The organism is Chryseobacterium endophyticum (genome assembly GCF_056333165.1).
In genome coordinates, this window is sequence record NZ_JBWGXE010000001.1 from 217341 (window position 1) to 240132 (window position 22792).

At 38.4% G+C, this 22792-nt stretch carries 26 protein-coding genes; 16 read left to right on the forward strand and 10 right to left on the reverse strand.

The genetic code is table 11. From position 1 onward, the window contains the following. Positions 1–128: 128 nt before the first annotated feature. Together AC0N32_RS00970 and ypfJ are read left to right on the forward strand one after the other, a co-directional pair. A complete protein-coding gene (locus AC0N32_RS00970) occupies positions 129–2213 on the forward strand; it encodes an LTA synthase family protein (RefSeq protein ID WP_476392013.1) in 2085 nt (694 codons plus the stop codon). A gap of 76 nt (positions 2214–2289) precedes the next feature. Beyond that, positions 2290–3141, forward strand: a complete 852-nt coding sequence (gene ypfJ / locus AC0N32_RS00975; protein WP_476392014.1) for a KPN_02809 family neutral zinc metallopeptidase — start codon at positions 2290–2292, stop codon at positions 3139–3141. A 44-nt stretch (positions 3142–3185) separates the two neighbouring features. On the opposite strand, the gene AC0N32_RS00980 is transcribed toward ypfJ, so the two are convergent. Both AC0N32_RS00980 and AC0N32_RS00985 read right to left on the reverse strand, forming a co-directional pair. Beyond that, complete coding sequence (locus tag AC0N32_RS00980) at positions 3186–4007, reverse strand: GLPGLI family protein (RefSeq protein ID WP_476392015.1); 822 nt, start codon at positions 4005–4007, stop codon at positions 3186–3188. Positions 4008–4022: 15 nt separating this feature from the next. Beyond that, positions 4023–4934, reverse strand: coding sequence for a GLPGLI family protein (locus AC0N32_RS00985; protein ID WP_476392016.1), 912 nt, complete (start codon positions 4932–4934; stop codon positions 4023–4025). Positions 4935–5149: 215 nt separating this feature from the next. Here AC0N32_RS00985 and AC0N32_RS00990 point away from each other — a divergent pair, with 215 nt between their 5' ends. The 5 genes from AC0N32_RS00990 (at position 5150) to sufD (ending at position 9804) form a co-directional block, all read left to right on the forward strand. Next, on the forward strand, positions 5150–5479 hold the full coding sequence (locus AC0N32_RS00990) for a HesB/IscA family protein (protein ID WP_476392017.1): 330 nt from the start codon (positions 5150–5152) through the stop codon (positions 5477–5479). Between the two features lie 80 nt (positions 5480–5559). Beyond that, positions 5560–7008 carry a Fe-S cluster assembly protein SufB gene (gene sufB, locus AC0N32_RS00995; RefSeq protein WP_294265026.1) on the forward strand — a complete coding sequence of 483 codons (1449 nt, stop codon included), beginning with the start codon at positions 5560–5562 and terminating at the stop codon, positions 7006–7008. A 146-nt stretch (positions 7009–7154) separates the two neighbouring features. Further along, positions 7155–7541 (forward strand): GxxExxY protein, encoded by a 387-nt coding sequence (locus AC0N32_RS01000; protein WP_476392018.1) that lies wholly within the window; start codon positions 7155–7157, stop codon positions 7539–7541. A 106-nt stretch (positions 7542–7647) separates the two neighbouring features. After that, positions 7648–8394 carry a Fe-S cluster assembly ATPase SufC gene (gene sufC, locus AC0N32_RS01005; RefSeq protein WP_273075981.1) on the forward strand — a complete coding sequence of 249 codons (747 nt, stop codon included), beginning with the start codon at positions 7648–7650 and terminating at the stop codon, positions 8392–8394. Between the two features lie 102 nt (positions 8395–8496). Further along, positions 8497–9804 (forward strand): Fe-S cluster assembly protein SufD, encoded by a 1308-nt coding sequence (sufD, locus tag AC0N32_RS01010; protein ID WP_476392019.1) that lies wholly within the window; start codon positions 8497–8499, stop codon positions 9802–9804. Positions 9805–10127: 323 nt separating this feature from the next. On the opposite strand, the gene AC0N32_RS01015 is transcribed toward sufD, so the two are convergent. After that, positions 10128–11054, reverse strand: a complete 927-nt coding sequence (locus tag AC0N32_RS01015) for a DUF3078 domain-containing protein (protein WP_476392020.1) — start codon at positions 11052–11054, stop codon at positions 10128–10130. A 242-nt stretch (positions 11055–11296) separates the two neighbouring features. Here AC0N32_RS01015 and AC0N32_RS01020 point away from each other — a divergent pair, with 242 nt between their 5' ends. The 3 genes from AC0N32_RS01020 to gdhA all read left to right on the forward strand — a co-directional run bounded on the left by AC0N32_RS01020 (position 11297) and on the right by gdhA (position 14790). Then, a complete protein-coding gene (locus tag AC0N32_RS01020) occupies positions 11297–12067 on the forward strand; it encodes a rhomboid family intramembrane serine protease (protein WP_476392021.1) in 771 nt (256 codons plus the stop codon). 64 nt (positions 12068–12131) lie between these two features. Continuing rightward, positions 12132–13241, forward strand: a complete 1110-nt coding sequence (gene dprA / locus AC0N32_RS01025) for a DNA-processing protein DprA (RefSeq protein ID WP_476392022.1) — start codon at positions 12132–12134, stop codon at positions 13239–13241. Positions 13242–13431: 190 nt separating this feature from the next. Further along, positions 13432–14790, forward strand: a complete 1359-nt coding sequence (gene gdhA / locus AC0N32_RS01030; RefSeq protein ID WP_169231776.1) for an NADP-specific glutamate dehydrogenase — start codon at positions 13432–13434, stop codon at positions 14788–14790. Between the two features lie 191 nt (positions 14791–14981). Here gdhA and AC0N32_RS01035 read toward each other — a convergent pair whose 3' ends face one another. From AC0N32_RS01035 to AC0N32_RS01055, 5 genes are all read right to left on the reverse strand, one after another. Beyond that, on the reverse strand, positions 14982–15266 hold the full coding sequence (locus AC0N32_RS01035) for a hypothetical protein (RefSeq protein WP_476392023.1): 285 nt from the start codon (positions 15264–15266) through the stop codon (positions 14982–14984). Between the two features lie 181 nt (positions 15267–15447). Continuing rightward, the gene (locus AC0N32_RS01040) at positions 15448–15786 is read right to left on the reverse strand and encodes a hypothetical protein (RefSeq protein WP_476392024.1); all 339 of its coding nucleotides are present in this window, start codon (positions 15784–15786) and stop codon (positions 15448–15450) included. Between the two features lie 121 nt (positions 15787–15907). After that, positions 15908–16396, reverse strand: coding sequence for a YkgJ family cysteine cluster protein (locus AC0N32_RS01045; RefSeq protein ID WP_476392025.1), 489 nt, complete (start codon positions 16394–16396; stop codon positions 15908–15910). Next, positions 16396–16716 carry a hypothetical protein gene (locus AC0N32_RS01050; RefSeq protein ID WP_476392026.1) on the reverse strand — a complete coding sequence of 107 codons (321 nt, stop codon included), beginning with the start codon at positions 16714–16716 and terminating at the stop codon, positions 16396–16398. The genes AC0N32_RS01045 and AC0N32_RS01050 overlap by 1 nt, the downstream gene beginning before the upstream one ends. After that, entirely contained in the window at positions 16717–17367 is a 651-nt protein-coding gene (locus tag AC0N32_RS01055; RefSeq protein ID WP_476392027.1) for an ion channel, read from the reverse strand. Between the two features lie 308 nt (positions 17368–17675). Between AC0N32_RS01055 and AC0N32_RS01060 the strand changes: the two genes are divergently transcribed. The 6 genes from AC0N32_RS01060 (at position 17676) to AC0N32_RS01085 (ending at position 21299) form a co-directional block, all read left to right on the forward strand. Beyond that, the gene (locus AC0N32_RS01060; RefSeq protein ID WP_476392028.1) at positions 17676–17963 is read left to right on the forward strand and encodes a hypothetical protein; all 288 of its coding nucleotides are present in this window, start codon (positions 17676–17678) and stop codon (positions 17961–17963) included. A 4-nt stretch (positions 17964–17967) separates the two neighbouring features. Then, positions 17968–19587: a hypothetical protein gene (locus AC0N32_RS01065; RefSeq protein ID WP_476392029.1), complete on the forward strand. Its 1620-nt coding sequence runs from the start codon at positions 17968–17970 to the stop codon at positions 19585–19587. Further along, the gene (locus tag AC0N32_RS01070; protein ID WP_476392030.1) at positions 19577–19831 is read left to right on the forward strand and encodes a hypothetical protein; all 255 of its coding nucleotides are present in this window, start codon (positions 19577–19579) and stop codon (positions 19829–19831) included. Before AC0N32_RS01065 ends, AC0N32_RS01070 begins: the two co-directional genes overlap by 11 nt. A 149-nt stretch (positions 19832–19980) precedes the next feature. Then, positions 19981–20391: a hypothetical protein gene (locus AC0N32_RS01075; RefSeq protein ID WP_476392031.1), complete on the forward strand. Its 411-nt coding sequence runs from the start codon at positions 19981–19983 to the stop codon at positions 20389–20391. 9 nt (positions 20392–20400) lie between these two features. Further along, positions 20401–20784 (forward strand): hypothetical protein, encoded by a 384-nt coding sequence (locus AC0N32_RS01080; protein WP_476392032.1) that lies wholly within the window; start codon positions 20401–20403, stop codon positions 20782–20784. Between the two features lie 134 nt (positions 20785–20918). Continuing rightward, positions 20919–21299 (forward strand): group III truncated hemoglobin, encoded by a 381-nt coding sequence (locus AC0N32_RS01085; protein WP_476392033.1) that lies wholly within the window; start codon positions 20919–20921, stop codon positions 21297–21299. A 17-nt stretch (positions 21300–21316) separates the two neighbouring features. Here the strand turns inward: AC0N32_RS01085 and AC0N32_RS01090 are convergent, their stop codons facing one another. After that, entirely contained in the window at positions 21317–22387 is a 1071-nt protein-coding gene (locus AC0N32_RS01090; RefSeq protein ID WP_476392034.1) for a calcium:cation antiporter, read from the reverse strand. 65 nt (positions 22388–22452) lie between these two features. Then, on the reverse strand, positions 22453–22791 hold the full coding sequence (locus tag AC0N32_RS01095) for a DUF6122 family protein (RefSeq protein WP_476392035.1): 339 nt from the start codon (positions 22789–22791) through the stop codon (positions 22453–22455). Position 22792: the final 1 nt, after the last annotated feature.

The window sequence follows — 22792 nt, forward strand, 5'->3', positions numbered from 1 at the left end:
GCATACTATTAAATTTTTAATATTATTTTAAATAATTATAAATATTCCAATTATTTCCAAATTTTATGATTTTATAATGAGAGATTCTTGTCAATTGCTAAATTTGCAGGAATTAATATTCAGTTAATATGTTCCTTCAAAAAATAAAGCCGTTCTTTTATTTAGGCATTTTTTATCTCACCATTTCTTTGGCTTTAAGGCTTATTTTTATCTTTCATCCTATTACCACCGCGGATTTCAGCTTTTTTGAAGTGGTAAAGATTCTGATGATCGGAATTTTAAATGATGGTCTTGTATTTGTCCTAACGTGTCCTTTTCTGGCTTTGTATTTTTTGTTTTTATCCGATTCAAAATACCAGAAGCCGTATGGACATATCATCCTGGGATTACTAGTCATTTTATTTTTATATATCCTCCTCATTCCGAACAACATATTCAAACAGTACGGAGGATCGGTTGCCGAGATAGCCCTGGCTTTCATTGGGCTGAAGATCATCTTTTTCAGTCTAATGCTTTTCTTGCCGGAAAGACGGGTAAAAATCAGAAATACCCTCTATTTCGTTACGGTTTTCCTCTACGTGCTGCTTATCGTTTTTAATGCCGTAAGCGAATATTTCTTTTATAATGAATTCGGGTTACGATATAATTTTATCGCGGTAGACTACCTGATCTACACCAATGAGGTCATCGGGAATATCATGGAAAGCTATCCTGTGGTGCCTTTGTTTCTGGCTATTTTCGGGGTTGCTGCAGCCATTAGCATTTTCATTTACAGAAAAACAAAAAATGAACTTCTGGCACTCCCGAATCTGAAGCAAAAAACCATTTTACTGGGTTCTTTTATCATCTTAGTCGCTCTAAGCCTTATCGGATTAAATTTTACAACAAAAATCAGATCTGCCAATGTTTTCGAAGGAGAAATCCAGGCCAATGGACTTCCTAAATTTTACTGGGCATTCACCCATAATGAGCTGGATTATTTTCAATTTTATCCGGTTATCAATCAGCAGGAAGCCGAGAAATCTTTTTTAAGCCAGTATTTACCGCCTGTTTTGAAGAGAACCATCAAACCCGAAAAACCTGAATTAAAGAAAAATGTGGTTTTAATCTCTATTGAAAGCCTCTCGGCAGATTTTATGGAGCATTATGGAAATACCCAGAAAATAACGCCTTTCTTAGACAGCCTGGCAGACCGGTCGCTACTCTTTACAAACCTTTATGCTACCGGAAACAGAACCGTTCGCGGACTGGAAGCGCTTACCCTGTGTATTCCTCCCACTGCCGGCGAAAGCATCATTAAAAGAGAAAACAATAAAAATAAATTCACGACCGGAAGTATTTTCAAATCAAAAGGATACGACGTAAAGTTCCTGTATGGCGGCTACAGCTATTTCGACAATATGAAAGACTTTTATGAAGGAAATGGCTACGGGATCGTTGACCGAAACAATTTTAAGCCTGAAGAAATCACCTTTGCCAATGTCTGGGGCGTTGCGGATGAAGATATGGCTATAAAGGCCATCCAGACCATGAATGCCGAAGCAAAATCGGGCAAACCGTTTTTCAATCACTGGATGACCGTTTCCAATCACCGTCCGTTTACCTATCCTAATGGAAAAATAGATATTCCCGGAGATGCCAAATCCAGAGAAGGCGGCGTGAAGTACACCGATTATTCCCTAAGAAAGTTTTTTGAAATGGCTAAAAAACAACCTTGGTACGCCAACACCGTTTTTGTGATTATCGCCGACCATTGTGCCTCCAGTGCAGGTGACACCGAACTGCCTATGGATAAATACAGAATTCCGGCTATGATTTTTTCCGAAGGATTTATTCAGCCTCAAAAATTTACCCAGACCATGTCACAAATCGACGTAATGCCCACTCTTTTTGGTATTCTTAATTTCAATTATCAGTCGAAATTCTTAGGGCAGGATGTTTTCACCAAAGAGTTTCAGCCTAAAGCTTATGTGGCAACTTATGAGGACCTGGGATTGATTAAAGATGGATATTTAACGGTAATTTCTCCGGTCAAAAAAGTAAAACAATATGTCTTAACGCCGCAAAAAAACAATCTTTCCCCTGAATTCAACATTTACTACGAAGAGAAAGACCTGAAACCCGATGCACAGGATAAGAAACTTATAAATCAGACCATTGCGGCCTATCAGTCAACTTCATACTGGCTTAAAAGAAACCAACTTAACCGGTAATTTCTAAAAATATTTTTTCATCCATAGAAAATACATTTTAAATAGTTAAATTTATATATCACAAAATAATAAAACTATGAGATGGACTGACGACAGAGGCGGCAACGTTGAAGACCGGCGTGGACTAGGCGGTGGTGCCGTGGTAGGTGGCGGGCTGGGAACGCTGATTATTGCTGCCATTATTTTTTTCCTCGGAGGAGATCCCTCTTCCATATTATCTTCCGGAAGCGGATCCGGGTCGGCAAGGACCGAGCAACGCGAGCTAACCCCCGAAGAAGTAAAAATTGGGGACATGGTAGATATGATGGGAAAATGGAATACCACTACCTGGGAGCAGGTTTTTAAAGAAAACGGAATGACCTACGAACCTCCGAAGATTGTGCTTTTTGAAGAAACAACACAGTCCGGCTGCGGAACGGCACAGGCTGCAATGGGACCTTTCTACTGTCCTGCAGATCAGTCCGTTTACATGGACATGACCTTTTTTAATGAGCTTCAGCAACGATTCGGAGCCAAAGTCACCGAATTTACGGTTGCGTATGTTCTTGCCCATGAAGTGGGGCACCACGTACAGACGCTTTTAGGAACCACCCGGAAAGTAGATGAAATGAGAAGAAGCGGCCGGTACAGTGAAGCAGAGATGAACAGGGTTTCTGTAGCAACAGAATTGCAGGCTGATTTTTATGCCGGACTTTGGGCAAAGAAAACAGATGACCAAAAGCACATCTTAGAGCCTGGAGACATTCAGTCGGCTATAGATGCCGCAGAGGCAGTAGGAGATGACAACATACAGAGAAGATCTCAGGGCTATGTGAACCAGGAAAGCTTTACCCACGGATCTTCCGCACAGCGTAAAGAATGGTTTATGAAAGGCTACAACACCGGAGACATCAGGCAGGGCGATACCTTCGACCAGCTGCTGAAATAATAACAAAATAAAACCTGAGAACAATTTATTCTCAGGTTTTATTTTTACTGCAGTTCTATAGGATTGCTGTTTCTTTTGGCTTCATCTTTCACCCTTTCCTCCATTCTTTTTCTGAAATCAGCCGGAGGGTTACCTCCTCCGCCACCACCGATTCTGATCTGGCCGCCTCCCTGCGTCATAAAAGACATCGGATCTTCCATATATTTTTTCTGCTGCTTTAGATAATCCGCTCTTTTTACTTTAATGATGTTTCCGAATTGGCTTAATGCCGGAAAATCGGCAATTTTATAATTCTTCATCAAGTCAAAAGAATATTCGCCTTTATCATCTTCCACTTTTACGATAAGTCCGGGCAGTCCGCCGAACTTGTACGGACCGTCCTGATAAGGTAAATCGGTGGTAAACCAGGCCGTCCATTTTCTGCCGCCGAAATCCGTTTCCGCTTTCTGAACTTTGTATTCACCGATTTTGGTGGTTTCCGGAAGGATTTTCCAGTTTAAAGAACGGTCTTCCTCATAAGTATAGAGATCACGGCCAATTCTGTCCTTGAAAGTAATTTTCTGGGTTTTCTTATCTTTCTCCACAGAATAGTTGATTATTGACCGCAGCCCTTCCATCTGTTCCCTGTTGAAGCCTCTTGCACCGCCACTCTGCATGGTCGCCTGAATGATTGAATCCCTTTTAATCCTGTTCTCGGAATAAAACACCGATTTTTCAGGAGAAATATCGAGATAGGCATTTTCTGTTTTTACATCGCTTTTATTGGAAGCGTCCGGTTTCATAGTAACCTGATAAACAAATCTGTTCACTTGCGCAAAAGCGGTCTGCATAACCAACATTAAAGCAATGATTCCTAATTTTTTCATTTATAATAATTTTTTCTATTTTAATTCTATCGGATTCTGACTCCCAACATTAAAGGGAACATTTACACTTCCGGCACTTTGAACAGGAAAGCTATTACCGCCACCTTCCATTCCCATACCGCCGCCGCGCATTCCTCTTCCTCCTCCGTGGCCTCCTCCATTCATTCCACCGGCACGATCTTGCATTCCGCCTCCGTTATTTGCCGCAATGGGTTTTCTGCTCTTCATCACTTCCAATTGAAGTGCCGCTTTATCACCGTGGAAATCAATTCTTGTACTTTGTTTTGCGGCAGGACTAATCGGTTCTTCAAAAGAATTTTTAAGGATCATTTTTTTAACCAAATCAAACTTATAATCCCCTTTATCATCTTCCAGTCTGACAATCAATCCCGGCAAGCCTGAAAATTTGTAAGGACCGTCGGAAACAGCAATATCTTTTGTAAACCAGGCAGTCCAGGTTCTTCCTGCAAAATCAAATATTGCTTTCTGAGCCGGATAACCGTTTTGCTTTTCTACGTCATTGGTGATCTCCCATTTTATCGGTCGGTCTTCCTGATAATAAATTTGCTGGTCTCCTACCCTGTCATAGTAGTAAACTTTTTGCTCAGGAATGACCTTCGTTATAAAATATTCAAAAAAAGTAGGCTCGGAATGCCTGTTCAGCTTGGGAAAATCTTTTCCTTCTTTTTTATGAGTTTCTTTGTCTTCCAGCTTAATGGAAGCAAACAGAGAATCTTTAATCAATTTATTTTCACTGATGAACAGTGACTTTTCTCCCTTAACATCCAAAAAAGTACGCTCCGTTCTCATACTGACGAGATTAATGGAATCAGGATTTACCGCCGTTTCGTAAATATATCTCGTTGTCTGTGCCTGAGAAAATACCATTGCAAATAATACAAAAAAACCTAGTAGTTTCTGTTTCACTGTCAATTTATTTTTATAGATCATAATTACATTTCAAAGTTAAATTAAAAACAGCCCGAATGGTTTACGACTAAACATTTTATCTAATTTTAACATTAATTTAATTCATATTAATCATGTTATGAGAAGAGAATCATTAAAATAGATATCTTCGATTTGAGATTGCGGAAATTAGTTTGTACTTTTGCATTATTAAATCATTCTAAATAAATACAATGATAAAAGTATCAGATCAAGCGAAGGCAAAAGCGATTCAGCTGATGACAGAAGAAGGCTTTAACCCTGCCGAAGACTTTGTAAGAGTAGGGGTAAAAAGCGGAGGATGTTCTGGTTTAGAATATGTTTTAAAGTTTGACAACCAAAAAACAGACACTGATCAAATATTTGAAGACAATAACATTAAAATTATTGTAGATAAAAAGTCCATCCTCTATTTAGCAGGAACCACTCTTGAATATTCGGGAGGATTAAACGGAAAAGGATTTGTTTTTAACAATCCCAATGCGTCCAGAACTTGCGGATGCGGTGAAAGTTTTTCTTTATAATTAGAAATTAGAATCTAGAGGTTAGAAATTAGCGGATTGCAAAACTAACATCTAAAATCTAATATCTAAAATCTAATAAAATGAATAAATATACTGAAGACGACCTAAGAGTCGATCTGGAAAATAAAAAATACGAATTCGGCTGGGAAACCAAAATCGATTACGAAGAATTCCCTATCGGATTGAATGAAGACATCATCCGCGCTATCTCTGCCAAAAAAGAAGAACCGGAATGGATGACGGAATGGCGCCTGGAATCTTTCAGGATCTGGTTGAAGATGACCGAACCGGACTGGGCCAACATCAAATACGAAAAGCCTGATTTCCAGGCTATCCGATATTATGCTGCACCCAAAGTAAAACCGGAGCTCGAAAGCCTGGATGAAGTAGATCCTGAATTATTGGCTACTTTCGCCAAATTGGGAATCAATATTGAAGAACAGAAGAGACTTTCCGGAGTGGCTGTGGATATTGTGATGGACTCGGTTTCCGTAAAGACGACTTTCCAGGATACTCTGATGGAAAAAGGCATCATCTTCTGCTCTATCTCCGAAGCAATCAAAAATCACCCGGACTTAGTAAGAAAACACCTGGGGAAAGTGGTTCCTAGAGGCGATAATTTTTATGCTGCCCTGAATTCTGCGGTATTTTCTGACGGAAGTTTCTGTTATATCCCGAAAGGCGTAAAATGCCCGATGGAACTTTCTACCTATTTCCGTATTAACCAGGCGGGTACAGGCCAGTTTGAAAGAACGCTGGTGATTGCCGATGAAGGAAGTTACGTTTCTTATCTCGAAGGCTGCACTGCACCATCGAGAGACGAAAACCAGCTTCACGCCGCGGTAGTGGAACTGATCGCTATGGATAATGCCGAAATTAAATATTCCACCGTTCAGAACTGGTATCCGGGGAATGAAGAAGGAAAAGGCGGGGTTTTCAATTTTGTAACGAAAAGAGGCCTTTGCGAGAGAAACGCCAAGATTTCATGGACGCAGGTAGAAACCGGTTCTGCCGTAACCTGGAAATATCCTTCGTGTATCTTAAAAGGTGACGGATCAATCGGAGAGTTCTACTCGATTGCCGTAACCAACAATCACCAGTATGCCGATACGGGAACCAAGATGATCCACATCGGAAAGAATACGAAATCAACGATTATTTCCAAAGGAATTTCTGCCGGAAAATCACAGAACTCCTACAGAGGGCTGGTAAAAGTAATGCCTTCCGCAAAAGGGGCACGAAACTTCTCCCAGTGTGATTCCCTGCTGATGGGTAATGAGTGCGGCGCGCATACCTTCCCTTACATCGAAATTAAAGATCCGACGGCACAGCTGGAACACGAAGCGACCACTTCAAAAATCGGAGAAGACCAGATTTTCTACTGTAACCAGAGGGGAATCGATACGGAAAGAGCAATTGCTCTGATCGTGAACGGTTTCAGCAAAGAAGTTTTAAACAAACTGCCGATGGAGTTTGCCATTGAAGCGCAGAAGTTGCTGGAGATTTCTTTGGAGGGATCTGTAGGGTAAAAGTTATTCTCGCAAAGGTAAACTAAGATTTTTAATGCTGTTGTGTAATACTAAGATAAACAAAGGCGCTGAAGCTTAATAAAGTAATACAAAGGTTATATTGAATTCCTACAATTAACTTATGTATCTTTGCGAAAATTATACAAATGACTGAGAATGAAATTTCAAAAATTGTTTTTGAAAGCGGTTTAAAAATCCACAGAAAGTTAGGAATCGGCTTGTTTGAAAGCATTTATGAAGAATGTTTATTTTACGAGTTAAAGAAAGAGGGGATTCAAGTAGAAAGACAAAAATCTCTTACCCTGCAATATGAGGAATTGCTTTTGGAAAATGCTTTTAAAATGGATCTGTTAGTTGAAAATAAGGTTGTTTTGGAACTCAAATCCGTTGAGACCTTAAACAATTTCCATGCGGCACAATTAAAAAATTATTTAAGGCTAGGAAATTATAAGTTAGGGATGCTTATAAATTTCAATTCTCAACTGTTTAAAAATGGTGTTATGAGAATCGCAAACGGTCTTGACCAATTTTAAGATAATAAAAATAGTATTTCATTGATAAGCGTTAGCGCCTTTGTTTATCTTAAAAAGCAAAGGAGATTAAAAAATCTTTGTCTAACCTTGCGATAAACTAAAATATATGTTAGAGATAAAAAACTTGCACGCCAAAATTGAAGATGGCGACAAAGAAATTTTAAAAGGAATTAATCTTGAAATAAAGCCGGGTGAAGTTCATGCCATTATGGGACCGAACGGAGCCGGTAAGTCTACCCTTTCTTCCGTTATCGCCGGAAAAGAAGATTATGAAGTGACAGGAGGGGAAATTATTTTCGGGGGAGAAAACATTATTGAAGATGCTCCTGAAGAAAGAGCACACAAAGGGATTTTTCTTTCTTTCCAGTATCCGGTAGAAATTCCGGGGGTTTCTGTAACCAACTTCATCAAAGCGGCGATGAATGAAAACAGAAAAGCCAACGGATTGGGAGAAATGCCTGCCAAAGAAATGCTGGCAATGATCCGTGAAAAATCCGAGAAATTGGGCATTAAAAAAGATTTCCTTTCAAGATCCCTGAACGAAGGGTTTTCAGGAGGAGAAAAGAAGAGAAATGAGATCTTCCAGATGATGATGCTGGATCCGAAACTGGCTATTCTTGACGAAACCGATTCCGGACTGGACATCGATGCCTTGAGAATTGTTGCAGACGGAGTGAATGCGTTCAAAAACGAAGGAAATGCAGTATTGCTGATTACCCACTATCAGCGATTGCTTAATTATATTCAGCCTGATTTCGTTCATGTTCTTGCTAACGGGAAAATCATCAAAACCGGTGATAAATCTCTTGCTTTAGAGCTTGAAGAAAAAGGGTACGACTGGCTTTTAAATTAATTAAAAGGAGAAAAATTCGGGGATTGACGAATTGATCTTCCGGTTTAACAATTCAGCCAAAACAAACAAGAAAAAATGGTGCAAACCACAGATATACCAGTAATGGCATTAAAAGAACAGATTACAGAAAACCATCAGGAATTCCTGGAAAGTCTTCGTCACCGATTTTTGGATGAAGACCGGAAAGCAGCTCTGGAAAGATTTGAAAGCATTGGTTTTCCTACAAAAAGAGACGAAGAATATAAATACACCAACTTAAAGGAGATTACGGAAAAAGCCTATAATTTTTTCCCGAAAGAAAATCATAACATTACCAAAGAGCAACTGGACCAGCTGCACCTGGGTGAAGAAAATTTCGATTGGATCACTTTCGTCAACGGCAAACTTCATAAAGAACTGTCTAAAGTTTCGATTGAAAACGTTGAGTTCCTTTCCTTCAATTATGCTTTAAATGATGAGAAGCACCGGGATATTTTCGACCGGTATTTCAATACGATCGCTTCCGATAAATCCGCATTTACCAATCTGAATCAGGCTTACTGTAAATACGGTTTTTTCCTGAAGGTTCCTAAAAATGTAGTGATTGAAAAGCCGATCCATATTTTCTATATTTCTCAGAATCAGGAAGAAAACACCTTCTATAATACCAGAAATTTATTAATTGTTGACGAAGGTGCCAAAGTGGAAATCATTGAAAGCCACCATAATTTTGACAGCACGTATGTTCTGACCAATTCGGTAACGGAAATTTTTACTTACCCGAATGCAAAAGCAGACTGGCATAAATTGCAGAACGATAACGATACGTCTTACCTGATCGACAATACGTTCGCAAGGCAGGAAAAAGACAGTTTAACGACGGTAAATACATTCTCTTTCGGTGGTAAGCTGGTAAGAAATAACCTGGATTTCATTCAGAACGGATCGAACATCAATTCGTTCATGAACGGGATCACGATTATCGGTAAAGACCAGTTGGTAGACCACCACACGGCGGTTCACCACAACTTCCCGAACTGCGAAAGCTACCAGAACTACAAAGGGATCTTCGACGGAAAATCCCGCGGCGTTTTCAACGGAAAAGTTTTTGTTGATAAAATTGCACAGAAAACAAATGCCTATCAGCAAAACAACAATGTATTGCTGAGCGAAGGTGCAGCCATCGATACCAAACCACAGCTGGAAATTTTCGCAGATGATGTAAAATGTTCTCACGGCTGTACAGTAGGCCAGTTGAACGAAGATGCTTTGTTTTACCTGAGAGCAAGGGGAATTTCCAAAAAGGAAGCACAGGCTTTATTGTTGTACGCTTTCGCCAACGATGCGATGCAAAATATCGATATCGAGCCTTTGAAAGAAAAAATCTCTAAGCTGCTGGCGGAGAAACTTAACGTTGATATAGAGTTTTAACAATATATAATTGATAATAATAAAGCACTCCAAATGGGGTGCTTTTATTTTTATTGTTTTTAAAATATTGAGAATATCTTCGTTCGCAAAGGCATTTCATTCAGCAAATTACAAATACTTTTTCACTGTTGAGAAGAAATGATTTAGACTTTGAACACAAAGCGTTACATTTATGAATATGGATGTAATTTTGTGAACATATTTGCGGTAGTTGCTTAACTCCTTTTTAAATTTCGGCTAAAGCCTTTATGGTACTTAATAAAAAGTGGGCTAAAGCCCACTCCTACTGTTATTTATAATATTTTTATTCAATTTACTTTTGATTATTTTTTGATCCACCACTGACTGTCTTTTCTTCCGGAACGCTTCACGCCATTATCAAGAGTATAGGCAAAACCTACGCCCAGCGTTTGTTTCAGCTGTGTTTTCTGGATCTGGTTGTGATCATACATCAGATCGACGGTGATATTAGAAGAAATGAATTTATTAACCTTTAAATTTAAAATCATCCCATAAGCAAGAACCAGTCTTTCAGGGTGATCCAGGTAATTGGAAAAGACGGATGCGGTATTGGTAACATTCACGTTTTCCATCAATTTAAATTTATAATAGGCCGTTCCCAGGAAACCATATTGTAAGAGGGAATTATCACCATCGGCTTTCAATCCGTAGGTTCCCGCAGTCTGAAGATCTTTGTCAAAAACAAAAACCCATCTTGCGTTGGAAGGCCTCAGCGTTACATTAATATTATCATTAGGCCTGTAGGTGATCCCCATCCCGACATTCAGATAGCCTGGTGCCATAAAATTTGAGATTTTCTTCGCTTCGGGATTATTGCCGTCTTCGTATCCTGCCATAAACTGAGATAATACGCCGGCTCCCGCAGAAAGATACCAGCTTTTAGACACTTTTCTTCCGTAATTGGTAGATACATTGATGACATCCTGAGTTTTTCTTACACCGATACCCTGCGTGTCATTTTGCCCGTAATTTAGAAGAATGATATTCTCCCAAAGATCTTTGTCTTTTTCGTAAGTAATATTGTAATCTGCCCCTAGTAGCCAGCCGACATTATTGGCGCCTCCACCAACCCAATTGGAGAATGCCGCCTGATTGATCATTAACGATTGCTTGCCGAGAACCGACCAGTGTTTTACGGTATCTACTTTAATGGACGCCGTATCCAGAATAACCTGTGCATGGCTGAAAATCCCTAAATAAAAAGAGAGAATTAATAAAAACTTCTTCATGAGTTCGCGATTTCATTTTACAAAATTCTACACAAAAATATTAAATATAAATTTGAAAGGAGAACATCCGCGTGTAAATCTATGCCTTAATGGTTTTTATTCTTTAAATTTTAATGACAATAAATAATTGCAGCTGAATAAAATAATATTACTTTTTGGCTGAAATAAAATGAATGCCTGTGTGATTCATCGACAAATTTTCCGAAATTTAGCATTGGCTTTTCATTTGACGTAGACAGTACATGCTAAAAAACAATGTAATTTCCAAAAAAGCGCTCATCAACCCTTTGCTCATGCTTGCGGCAATGTGGCTGGGCTATTTTCTACAGCAGCACGGCTTTTTTGAAAGTTGTTTTGGTGCTATTATTCCGCTTTTGCCAGAAGGGCTTTTGGGAATCGTTACTTCTCCCCTGCTTCACGGAAATTTGGATCATATTGTAGGAAATTCTATTCCCATTGCTATTCTGATGTTTCTCCTGTATCAGTTTTATCCTTTGGTAGCCAATAAGGTTTTTGTGTTGGGATGGCTCGCTACAGGACTTCTAGTGTGGCTTTTGCCTCCCATCGACATAATGACCGGCGAGTATCTTTATACCTGTACCATTGGCGCCAGCGGTGTGGTGTATGTCCTGGCTTTCTTTCTTTTTTTCAGTGGTATTTTTAAATGGAATATGAAGCTGCTCACCATTTCTCTCCTGGTTGTGCTTTACTACGGAAGCCTTGTCTGGGGAATGCTGCCGGAAGAATTGTTTTATAACCTCCAGGAGCCTAGCAAAATCGCGTGGCAGGCACATATTGCCGGTGCCGTAGTGGGTATTATCCTGGCATTTATGTTTAAAAAAGTAGGTGACAAAAAGAAAAGATTTATCTGGGAATTTCCCAATTACTATAATGAGAAAGATGATAAACTCTGGCAGGAATACAAGGAAAACCATCCGGAAGATTTCATGGAACTGCCTTATAAAAAGAGAGATGATATCTGGGAACACCTGGAAGAACTGAGAAGAAAATAAGTTTAAGTCTTCACACCCATAAAAAATTAACAATAATTTTTTTACATTTGCGAAAACAACACAAATGTATTCTGAAGAACAATTATACGCGATCGCACTCCGCGAATGTAATTTAATCGGTGACATCAACTTCTACAAACTCGTCAGGGCCTTTGGCAGCGCAGAAAATGCCTGGCAGCACGCCAAAAGGGACTACCGGAAACTTGACGGCTTCGGGTATAAAATAGTCTCCGACATTGGCAATTCCAGTCATCTGAAATTTGCCGAAAAGGAGCTGGCCTTCTGTGAAAAGAATAACATCCTGATTAACCTTCGGCATCTCGGCCAGCTTCCCAGATTACTTCATGAGTGTTATGATGCACCGGCCATTCTTTATCAAAAAGGAAAATTCAACGATCACCAGCAAAAGATAAGCATTGTAGGCACCAGAAATATGACTTCTTATGGCAGCCATTTCCTGAATTCTTTTTTTGAAGAAACAAAATCTTGTCGTTTTACATCGGTCAGCGGCCTCGCTCTAGGCATTGATAAAGAAGTACATGAGCTGTCTCTGCATAATGGGATTCCAACCGCAGCAGTTTTAGCCCACGGATTTCACATGGTTTACCCTTCAAAAAACCGGAAGCTTGCCGAAAAAATCGTCGAGGAAGGCGGAACATTATTTACGGAATTCAATTCTTCCCGGAAACCTGACCGGGAAAATTTTATCCAGAGAAACCGAATTGTAGCGGGAATTTCCCCCTCCACCATTGTCGTGGAAACCGCTTTCGGAGGCGGTTCGGTAAGTACGGCTACTTTTGCCAATCAATACAATCGTGAGGTATTTGCGCTGCCTGGAAAAATTACGGATAAACAAAGCCAGGGCTGCAACCATTTAATCTTTCAGAACAAAGCTGCGGCGATCTCCACGGTAAAAGATCTTATCGACAATTTAGGAATCAAAAAGCCCAAAACAAGAATGGAAGAGTTATTCTGCCATAGCGAAATCAATATTCAACTTACTGACAGCCAACTGCTCATCCTGAACACCATTTCAGACGCTCCGCAAATTTCTCTGGATGATATGATAGAGAAAATAAACCTGCCTTCTCACAAAATTTTACCGATAATTCTGGAACTGGAACTTTTAGGGAAGGTAAAATCACTTTCGGGGAGACAATTTATTGCAATATGAGATTTAACCTTTTCTTAATATTGCATTATTTTAAAGATAACATTTAATTTTTAATAATATTAGAGCTAAAATTATCAATTTAATAATATTAAGTATTTATATTATTAAACTTTCAACAATCATTCATTAAGGTGTTGTGAATCTTGAAAAAAAAATTAAATTTGTTGACAATAATATTCAACCCTAATATATGGAACAATATAATATTGACCAGAAAATCCAAGAGTTTATCGCAAAAATTGAGGCCAAAAACCCTAACGAGCCAGAATTTTTACAAGCCGTAAAAGAAGTTGCTGTGACAGTAATTCCGTTTATTATGACTAAGAAGGAATATACGGGCATGAAACTTCTTGAAAGAATGGCGGAGGCTGAAAGAATCATCATCTTCAGAGTTCCGTGGGTTGACGATAAAGGAGAGATCCAGGTAAACAGAGGTTTCAGAATTCAGATGAACTCTGCTATCGGACCATATAAAGGAGGAATCCGGTTCCATCCTACGGTAAACCTTTCGGTTCTTAAATTCTTAGCATTCGAGCAGGTATTTAAAAACTCCCTTACCACATTGCCAATGGGTGGTGGAAAAGGAGGTTCAGACTTTGATCCGCAAGGAAAATCTGACATGGAAGTAATGCGTTTCTGCCAGGCATTCATGACTGAACTTTGCAAGCACGTTGGTCCTGAAACCGATGTCCCTGCAGGAGATATCGGTGTGGGAGCCAGAGAAATCGGTTACTTATTCGGTCAGTATAAAAAAATCAGAAATGAATTTACAGGAGTGCTTACCGGTAAAGGCCTGGCCTACGGTGGTTCACTGATCCGTCCTGAAGCAACAGGTTACGGGGTGGTTTATTTCGCTGAACAGATGCTTAAGACGATCGGGCAGACCTTTAAAGATAAGACCGTAACGGTTTCAGGTTTCGGAAACGTAGCCTGGGGAGTAATCAAGAAAGTATCGGAACTTGGCGGTAAAGTGGTGACCATCTCCGGACCGGACGGATACGTATACGATAAAGACGGAATTGATGGCGAAAAAATCGATTATCTGTTGGAATTAAGATCTTCAGGAAATAACAGAGCCGAAGACTACGCAAAAAAATATCCTTCTGCGCAGTTTTTTGCAGGAAAGCGTCCTTGGGAAGTAAAATGTGATGTTGCCATCCCTTCTGCAACCCAGAATGAGCTTGACCTGGAAGATGCTAAACTTCTTGTAGAAAATGGATGCGTTTGCGTAACGGAAGCAGCCAATATGCCTTCAACTTTGGATGCCATCAATTATTTCCTTGATAATAAAGTGCTTTTCTCTCCGGGGAAAGCTTCAAACGCAGGTGGTGTTGCCACTTCCGGATTAGAAATGACCCAAAACTCTATCCGTCTGAACTGGACTTCAGAAGAAGTAGATGCAAGACTGAAAGAGATCATGATCGGAATCCATAAAGCCTGTAGAGACTACGGTAAAGAGGAAGACGGCTATGTAAACTACGTAAAAGGCGCCAACATCGCCGGTTTCGTGAAAGTTGCTGAAGCAATGCTCGCTCAGGGAGTCGTATAAACACAAGGTTGGGAAATTTTCCTGACCTTTTTTGATACAACCTGTTCCCGGGATTATAAATGGGATAAAAGTAAAAAGTGAAAGGAGAAAGCGTTGATTATTCAGCGCTTTTTTTGTGAAGTGCTTTTAGGCTATTAAAAATGATCCAAAAAAAAATCCTGAAAAAAATTCAGGATTTCAAATATGATGCATTATCTATTATTTTTCTTTTTCATTTTTCTGTCGCCTGTTGTTGCATCTTTATTTTTTAAGGCGGCTGTATCAGTCTTGGCCTTATCCCAATCTTTAGTACTATTCATAGTCCCCTCGTTGTTTCCGTTATTCATGGTACCGTTGTTTCCGGTATTCATGTTGTCGGTTCTCATGTCTTTGTTCTTAGTCGTATCGGGTCTTGCCGTATCAACTGTTGTCGTCTGTGCAGATACTGCGATCGTTCCAAACATTGCGAATGCTGTCGCTAAAATTAACTTTTTCATAATATAAATGATTTGTGGTTGGTTGTGTTACAATAAGTACAATAATCGTACAAAGTGGTAGGCAGTAGAAATGTTTTAACTTGATTTATAATAAATTAAGACAATTTACATTATCAGGAGGTTGAATAAAAATCCCGGAATATAAAATTCCAGGATCTCATTTCTACTTTCACTTAAATACTTACTTAGACTTTTTCTTTTTAGACTTCTTATCTTCTTTAGTAGCCTCGTCATTAGGTTTGGTGGCCTCTGCATTCGGATCTGCACTTACACTTGCTGACGCATCAGTAGCGGTGGTTGCAGCAGATGCATCTACCGTGGCAGTAGCCGTTGTGTTTTGGTCCTGACCAGCGGCGGCACTTGTTCCTGCGCTTGAAGCTGCCTGTGGATCCTGTTGTGTTTGAGTTGTCGATGGGTTATTAGAATTTTGATTTTGAGACGGGTTTTGTTGTTCCGTCTGAGCCGATACTGCGATTACTCCGACTAATGTAAACGCTGCTGTTAAAACTAACTTCTTCATAATAATTAATATTTTTAATATGGTTTGTTTAGCTAAAACGCCGTCGATTTACTGAATATTGTCTGTGAACCCTTTATTTAACGTACTTTATAATTATTTAAGAATGATTTTGAATAATAAATCATTTTGCTAAATTTTTCATAATTCTCTCCACAAACTCGTATGCAGCGGGACATATGAGCGTATTTTTCATGGTCAGATTATTGATCTGATAGATTTTTTTCCGGTCGGTATGCGGATATTCCCGGCAGGCTTTGGGACGCACATCGTAGATAGAGCAGGTGTTATCGCTGTTGAGAAATAAACAGGGAAGACTCTGTAAAACTTTGTCGTTGTCTTCGTCTGTACGCAAATATTTAGCCTCAAAATCAGCAGGCTTCATGCGGAGGTGCTTAGCTATTCTTTCGATATCTTTCTCTGTGTACAGAGGTCCCGTGGTTTTGCAGCAATTGGCACATTCCAGGCAGTTGATTGTTTCAAAAACTTCATCATGGGTTTCCTGAACAACATAATCAAGATTTTTCGGCGGCTTCTTTTTAATGCCATCCAAAAACTTTTTATGCTCTTTCTGCTTCTGTAGAGCCTGTTTTTTATAAAATTCTAAATTCATTATCTGTTTTCTTCCTGAATTGCAGGAAGCTCTGCCCGTTGATATTGGTTTATTTTGTCCAGATCAAGCACCGTTGAAAGATTTTGCCTATCCGGGTAATACATCGGGATAAACTTTGCTCCGTACACAATTTCTTCCGATATATAAGATGTTCTCTGCACAACAGTATTGGAAAACACTTCATCGAACGCCCGTACATGAACGATAATTTCAATGTATGTATTTTTAAAATCTTCTTCCGAAAACCCGAAGAAAGGTGAATTTTCATCAATCTGATGCACTATCGTCCAGTTAAGAGCCAGCGTGTTGATCTTATTCAACTATGTTTTCAGGGTATAAAAATTACTTCTGGGCACGCTGTTTTCGATAACCTCAATGGCTGCAGAGACAATGACATCTGCATCGGTCAGCGAATTATTTTTATAGGGAGCCAGCCTGAACATTAACGCCGTCTTATCTTTAAAAGGGGCAATTAATGCTATATCCGAAAATTTCAGGTAAGCCCTCGGCCTTGAAAATCTTCCGTAAAAAAGTCCCGTTGCAATGGCAAAGGTAAGCAATCCCAGGAAAGCTTCAAAAGTAGCCACCAGACTTGCCAGAAATCCTACCGGCGCGATCCTGCCGTAACCTACTGTGGTAAAGGTCTGCGAGCTGAAGAAGAAAACATCGATAAATTCATTGATCGGATCACTCTTGTCGATTCCCGTGAGATGCTCTACCCCAATGAGATAATAAATCAGAGCAAAGAAAAGATTGACCAGGATATAGGCAATCACCAGATATGAAAGAAACTGAAAGGTGGAAAGATCCAGCATGGTATGATACCAGCTGAAGCGATTGAAAAGATTTACCCCTTTCCTATTGACATTCGGAAGTCCGTCTTTATTGATGAAACGCCCTGAAGCATTATCTCCGAAGCCACTGTTATCGGTATTTTTCTGGCGAATTTTCTGCCGGAATCCTTTTGCCATGGTACTGTTTAGTTTTAAAATTTACATTTAAAATGACATGCAAAGATAAAATATTGTTTCCATGAAATTTATCTTATGTTTTTGATAAAGTAGAGAAAATCATCTCATGATAGAAGACAATGAAAATAACATCCAATCAATTTAAGAATATTCAGGTCGAACAATTAACATATTTAGCCTAAGCAATTAACAATCAGTCCAATATACTTTCTGGAAAATAAAATTAATACGACGTGTTCTGACGCTTCATGCTTTGATATTTGTAAAACAGAAATAATGACATAGGATTTTAAAACTAAAAAAAGAAAATGATGACCTACGAAGAATATTTAAAAGAGATAGAAGATTTTGACGAAATCACGAAACAGGAGCTCCTTGCAGATTTTCCGAATTATATTCCCCTACATAATCCTGCGATGATGGAAGAAATGGGCTATGTCATGCCATCAGGAAAAGACCCTTTTGAAGGAATAAGAACAGATAAAACATTTTACGAAATTTCAAATGAGATCGGACTTAGTACACCTTTTGGAAAAGACAGCGTCTTTTACAGAGAACTGCGAGAAATAATAACCGGGAAAATACCAAAATTATAAAATTATGGGCTATTGGAAATATGAAATAATACACGATTATGACGCTACAAAACTCATCAATGAATTCCGGGAAGAAAATTTAAAAATTAAAAATTCCAAAGGAGCAGAAGATAACGAGACAGACTTTATCATGTATGCAGAAAAAGACGACCATACCATTAGCTTAGGCAGAGTGTTACTCATAAAGATGAGCGATGTAATGGTGAAATATTATTACGGATACACAGGAACTGAAGATCTGCCAAAATATTGGGCAACATACATTTATGAGGAAAATAAAAACAACAAAACGTTTCAATTCAAGGAAGATGAAATAGCAGAGGCTTTTATAGAATCGATTAAGTTGCAGACAAGACTGATCTCCAATATATCGGCTTTAGATGCACAGAATTTTATCAAGAAAATCACGGAAAATATGTCAGCATCTTTCCGAAGAGATGAGCGCTTTTCACAGGAACAATGGGATCCTACCCTAAAATCTCCCGAATATCTTTTTGCAGAACCGGAAAAAGCCATTAATTTCTTCATTAAAAAATGTGATGGCTTGCGAAATGTTCTTCATCGAACTAAAGTCCAGCTGGAAATTCTGAAATCGTTTAAAATATTTGGTCATGAATTTAAAATTCAACCGATCGAAGACATCATCGAAGGAATTGATGAGCAGATAAAAAGCGTTGAAGAACTTAAGAATTGGCTCATTGAGAACCGGGATGACATTGCATTAGAAATTCCGTTTCTTTGCGGGGTATGGAATGGTTTGGTTGAATTTATAGGCGGATTTTTAGATCTTGGTTTATTAGCTATAAATATTACCGTAAGCGATTTGACAGGTGGCGAAACCAATCTTGAACTGTTGTCGGTGAAGGAAGGCATAGAGGAAGCCCTGGCTGCTGTTTTAAAAGATCCGGCAAAAGTGTTTAAGGACGCAATAGAAGGCATTAAAAACTATAAATACTCCCGGTATAACGATCCGAAACTAAATCAATACCAGATACAGCACAATGAAGGAGAAGACCTTAATTTCGCGGTAGATATAGTCATTACCATTGTTACCATTATAAAAGGTATTGTCAAACTTGCTCAACAATTATCTAAATTTGTAAATTGGATAAATGAAGTTTTGCTAAGAAGAGGGAAAGGAGCCTTAAAAGCAGAAGAAGCTTTGCAAGAAGCCAAGCGGATAGAATTATTTTCTAAAATTGTAGGAAAACCTATAAGCAAAGAATTACTTAGAAAATTACAAGATGAATTTAAAAAACTCGGCGGAGATTTAGTATATGACAAAAATTCTTTTGAGTATATAGCATCACGAGAAAAAGTTTATAATGAAGAAATTGAAGCACTTACGTTTAATGAAGAACTTATTTATCTTAATAAAAATGCAACAACTTCAGCTGTATATGAGGAATTAATTCATGCTGAACAATTTAGAAGTGGAAAGTATAATGATTGGGTAAATAAATATAATAATATTATTGCTGAAAACTTAATGGAAAAAGAAGCAGCAGAAGAACTGTTGGAAAATGCAACAAAATGGAATTTACCAAAAGATGAAGTACAATTAATAAAAGAAAGATTAGAATATTTTAAAAACGAATTAAAAAGATTAGAATATGACAAATAAAATAGAAGTACTTGAAGTATTTAATTTATCTAACAAAATAATTTTTGTAGTAAAAGTTGAGGGAGATAAATATTTGATAAATGATAAATATCAAAACTCTGAAAATAATTTAGCATTTATTTTAAAAGGAGTAGGAATGGAGAATAATCCTAATAGCGAAAGTAAGTCTATTTTAGTAGAGATATTAAACGAAAATTATTCATTAGAAGATTTTAAAGATAAAATATTTATCAAGAAAGATTAATTCCGCAAAACTCCGAAGCTTTTGGCTTCGGAGTTTTGTTTTGAAAAATTGCCAAACTTTTATCTAATTTTACGAAGTGGGTAGATGATGTTTTGGTAAGAGGTGGGAAAGGGGCGAAGAAAATTATCAATAAGATTAAAAAAACTACTTTGCAAGATGTACTCAATTGGAGCAAAAATGATTGGTTAGCAGCTAAGATATTAAAATTTAGCGATGATGGTGCTACCTTTCATAATTCAATAAAGCTGCTTCAAAGAGAGGAAGAAGACATATTTAATATTGTGGCCCATGGCAGTGATAATGGGAACTTTGTTGATTACTCTGGAAAATGGACTAAAGCCGAAGAATATGCAGACATTATAAAATCTGAAGGCTGGATAGAAGGCACTCCAATAAGATTAGTTTCTTGTTATTCAGGCTCTATAAAAAATGGTTTTGCAGCAAAATTAGCTAAAATACTAAAAGTGGAAGTTGTAGCTCCTACTCTTAAGATTCGAGTTGATGACCTCGGTAACTTTGTTCATGACAAAAATGGAAAATTTATGACATTCAAACCTTAAACAAAAAATATGGAATTTATAGGATTTATAAAAAAGCATGATGATTACTTCTTCGCAAGAGATTTGCAAAAATATTATTTAGCAGGTACTGAGGAAAATATACATAGAAATGAAGTTATTGAGTATCTGAAAAAAGGAATATTATGTGGTGCAATAATGTGTATTGCCGAAGACACAGATGATGAGAGAATGGGTTCAGTCTCTGCATATACTGACGGTGAGTGGTATTGGCCAGAGTATTTGGTAAATTATTTAAAGAAATATCAAAATTTTAAAATTGATGAAGATTTTGTAAAACATGTGCTGAAAAATAAAGATAAAAAAATAGAGTTAAACGAAGAAGAAGTTTCTGAATTGGAAAATGAATTTTTTAAGATTGCTTGGGATAAGTAATATTTGAAAAAATATTTTTGACAAGTTTCGTATGAACCAGAGCTTTTGCTCAGCAGATAAAAAAATTAATAGCCTATGAAATTTATCAATTGAACCATTGAATTTTACAAAGAATTTTGACTTAATTTTGAGCTATGAAAAAGCTGGAAACAAGAGAAGATATTGAGCATTTGGTCAATTCGTTTTATGCAAAAGTCATTAAGGACGAAACGATAGGAATTTTCTTTACCGACATTGCTAAAGTAGACTGGAACAAACATTTACCAAAGATGTATTCCTTTTGGGAATCGATATTGTTTGGGCAGATGACCTATAAAGGAAATCCAATGGGTGCCCACTTCCCCATTAACGAAATCCAGGCTATGGAACAGAAACATTTTGACCGCTGGCTCCACCTATGGAAAAACACGATAGAAGAAAATTTTGCCGGCGAAAATGCAGATATGGCAATCTATAAATCCGAGAACATCGCCAAACTCATGGCCTTCAAGATGGATCTTGCAAGAAGATTATAGTTTAATTAAGTATACCATTACGGAACAATTACCGTGAAGATGTAAGCTGCCAGGTTGACGAGGAGAACCGTTCCATACAGAATATTGGTTTTACCGCGGCTTAAAGACAGCATGACGATAAAAACAGACAGAGATAGAAGAATAATATCCTTTTTATCTAAACCCAAAACCAGTGGAATATCGTACATGATGCACACGATAGAAACCGCGGGAATCGTAAGTCCTATACTCGCCAAGGCAGAACCCAGAGCCAGATTAAGACTTGACTGGATCTGATTGCTCCGCGCCGCCCTGATCGCTGCCAGCCCTTCGGGCAACAATACCACTGCCGCAATGATCACTCCAACAAGTGATTTCGGCGCGCCGAGGCTTTGCACCATGTTTTCTATAGTTCCCGAAAGTCCTTTAGCCATGAGCACAACAATCGCAAGACAGATGACCAGGAAAACAAAACTGATCATTGTTTTCTGAAATGAGGGAATATAATTTTCTTCAGGATGCTCATCCGGAACGATAAAGTAATTACGGTGACGCACGGTCTGCACCATCAGAAAAACACCATAAATCACCAGACAAGCAATCGAAACAAATATCAGCTGGGCCTGATTATAGAAAGGGCCATTGACACTTGACGTGAAATTAGGAAGAACAAGGGTAAGAATGAGAATTGAAACAATACTGACCAGATAGGTCGTAGCCGATGTTCTTGCAAAAAACTGTTCGTAATATTTTACACCTCCTACCAGTATTCCGATTCCCAAAATACCGTTGAGAATAAGCATGACGGCCGCAAATACCGTATCTCTGGCCAGCGTGATCGCCTGATCGCCGCCGGCTACCATCAGCGAGATAATCAGCGCTACCTCAAGAATGGTGATGCAAAGTGCCAGGATGATGGTTCCAAAAGGTTCCCCAACTTTATGAGCGACCACTTCCGCATGGTGAACCGCAGAAATTACGCTTCCTGTCAATAAAATTCCCGCAATAATATCAAAAATAATTCCGGTTCCCATTAGTCCGGAGAAGTAATATCCTACTGCCAGAACAGGAAAAATATAGGTATAATGTAAAAGTTCTTTTAATTTCATAAGCGTCTACAAAATACAAAAAATCTATGGTTTTTGAAATATTAAAAGAAAATATTAATCTTATTTTAATGGTTCCAGAAGTAAAAATCCTGGAAATCCGTCAGCATGTGGAAGAGAAGACCAATGCCGATGATTCTGATATTTCCTTTAAAAAAGAGCATCAAAAAATACACCGCAATAGCAAAATACGAGTGCAAAAAGTGAAATCCGATGCTTGCCCTGTCCGGATCGAAAACAGGATCCGCGAAAAGATGATCCAGATCCACAAGCATGGTCGCCAATAAAATAAGGTACACCTTTTTCCAGTCTTTACGGTAAAAGATCAATGCAATGAAAACCGGAAAAACAAAATGCAGAAAATAATGTACAAATGTCCTGGCGTTAATAAAGTCTGATAAATCCATC

What these genes read in the sequence shown, in the direction of transcription:
- AC0N32_RS00970 (WP_476392013.1), top strand. Translation starts at nt 129, where the DNA reads ATGTTCCTTCAAAAAATAAAGCCGTTCTTTTATTTAGGCATTTTTTAT.
- ypfJ (WP_476392014.1), top strand. Translation starts at nt 2,290, where the DNA reads ATGAGATGGACTGACGACAGAGGCGGCAACGTTGAAGACCGGCGTGGA.
- AC0N32_RS00980 (WP_476392015.1), bottom strand. Translation starts at nt 4,007, where the DNA reads ATGAAAAAATTAGGAATCATTGCTTTAATGTTGGTTATGCAGACCGCT.
- AC0N32_RS00990 (WP_476392017.1), top strand. Translation starts at nt 5,150, where the DNA reads ATGATAAAAGTATCAGATCAAGCGAAGGCAAAAGCGATTCAGCTGATG.
- sufB (WP_294265026.1), top strand. Translation starts at nt 5,560, where the DNA reads ATGAATAAATATACTGAAGACGACCTAAGAGTCGATCTGGAAAATAAA.
- AC0N32_RS01000 (WP_476392018.1), top strand. Translation starts at nt 7,155, where the DNA reads ATGACTGAGAATGAAATTTCAAAAATTGTTTTTGAAAGCGGTTTAAAA.
- sufC (WP_273075981.1), top strand. Translation starts at nt 7,648, where the DNA reads ATGTTAGAGATAAAAAACTTGCACGCCAAAATTGAAGATGGCGACAAA.
- sufD (WP_476392019.1), top strand. Translation starts at nt 8,497, where the DNA reads ATGGCATTAAAAGAACAGATTACAGAAAACCATCAGGAATTCCTGGAA.
- AC0N32_RS01015 (WP_476392020.1), bottom strand. Translation starts at nt 11,054, where the DNA reads ATGAAGAAGTTTTTATTAATTCTCTCTTTTTATTTAGGGATTTTCAGC.
- AC0N32_RS01020 (WP_476392021.1), top strand. Translation starts at nt 11,297, where the DNA reads ATGCTAAAAAACAATGTAATTTCCAAAAAAGCGCTCATCAACCCTTTG.
- dprA (WP_476392022.1), top strand. Translation starts at nt 12,132, where the DNA reads ATGTATTCTGAAGAACAATTATACGCGATCGCACTCCGCGAATGTAAT.
- gdhA (WP_169231776.1), top strand. Translation starts at nt 13,432, where the DNA reads ATGGAACAATATAATATTGACCAGAAAATCCAAGAGTTTATCGCAAAA.
- AC0N32_RS01035 (WP_476392023.1), bottom strand. Translation starts at nt 15,266, where the DNA reads ATGAAAAAGTTAATTTTAGCGACAGCATTCGCAATGTTTGGAACGATC.
- AC0N32_RS01040 (WP_476392024.1), bottom strand. Translation starts at nt 15,786, where the DNA reads ATGAAGAAGTTAGTTTTAACAGCAGCGTTTACATTAGTCGGAGTAATC.
- AC0N32_RS01045 (WP_476392025.1), bottom strand. Translation starts at nt 16,396, where the DNA reads ATGAATTTAGAATTTTATAAAAAACAGGCTCTACAGAAGCAGAAAGAG.
- AC0N32_RS01055 (WP_476392027.1), bottom strand. Translation starts at nt 17,367, where the DNA reads ATGGCAAAAGGATTCCGGCAGAAAATTCGCCAGAAAAATACCGATAAC.
- AC0N32_RS01060 (WP_476392028.1), top strand. Translation starts at nt 17,676, where the DNA reads ATGATGACCTACGAAGAATATTTAAAAGAGATAGAAGATTTTGACGAA.
- AC0N32_RS01065 (WP_476392029.1), top strand. Translation starts at nt 17,968, where the DNA reads ATGGGCTATTGGAAATATGAAATAATACACGATTATGACGCTACAAAA.
- AC0N32_RS01070 (WP_476392030.1), top strand. Translation starts at nt 19,577, where the DNA reads ATGACAAATAAAATAGAAGTACTTGAAGTATTTAATTTATCTAACAAA.
- AC0N32_RS01080 (WP_476392032.1), top strand. Translation starts at nt 20,401, where the DNA reads ATGGAATTTATAGGATTTATAAAAAAGCATGATGATTACTTCTTCGCA.
- AC0N32_RS01085 (WP_476392033.1), top strand. Translation starts at nt 20,919, where the DNA reads ATGAAAAAGCTGGAAACAAGAGAAGATATTGAGCATTTGGTCAATTCG.
- AC0N32_RS01090 (WP_476392034.1), bottom strand. Translation starts at nt 22,387, where the DNA reads ATGAAATTAAAAGAACTTTTACATTATACCTATATTTTTCCTGTTCTG.
- AC0N32_RS01095 (WP_476392035.1), bottom strand. Translation starts at nt 22,791, where the DNA reads ATGGATTTATCAGACTTTATTAACGCCAGGACATTTGTACATTATTTT.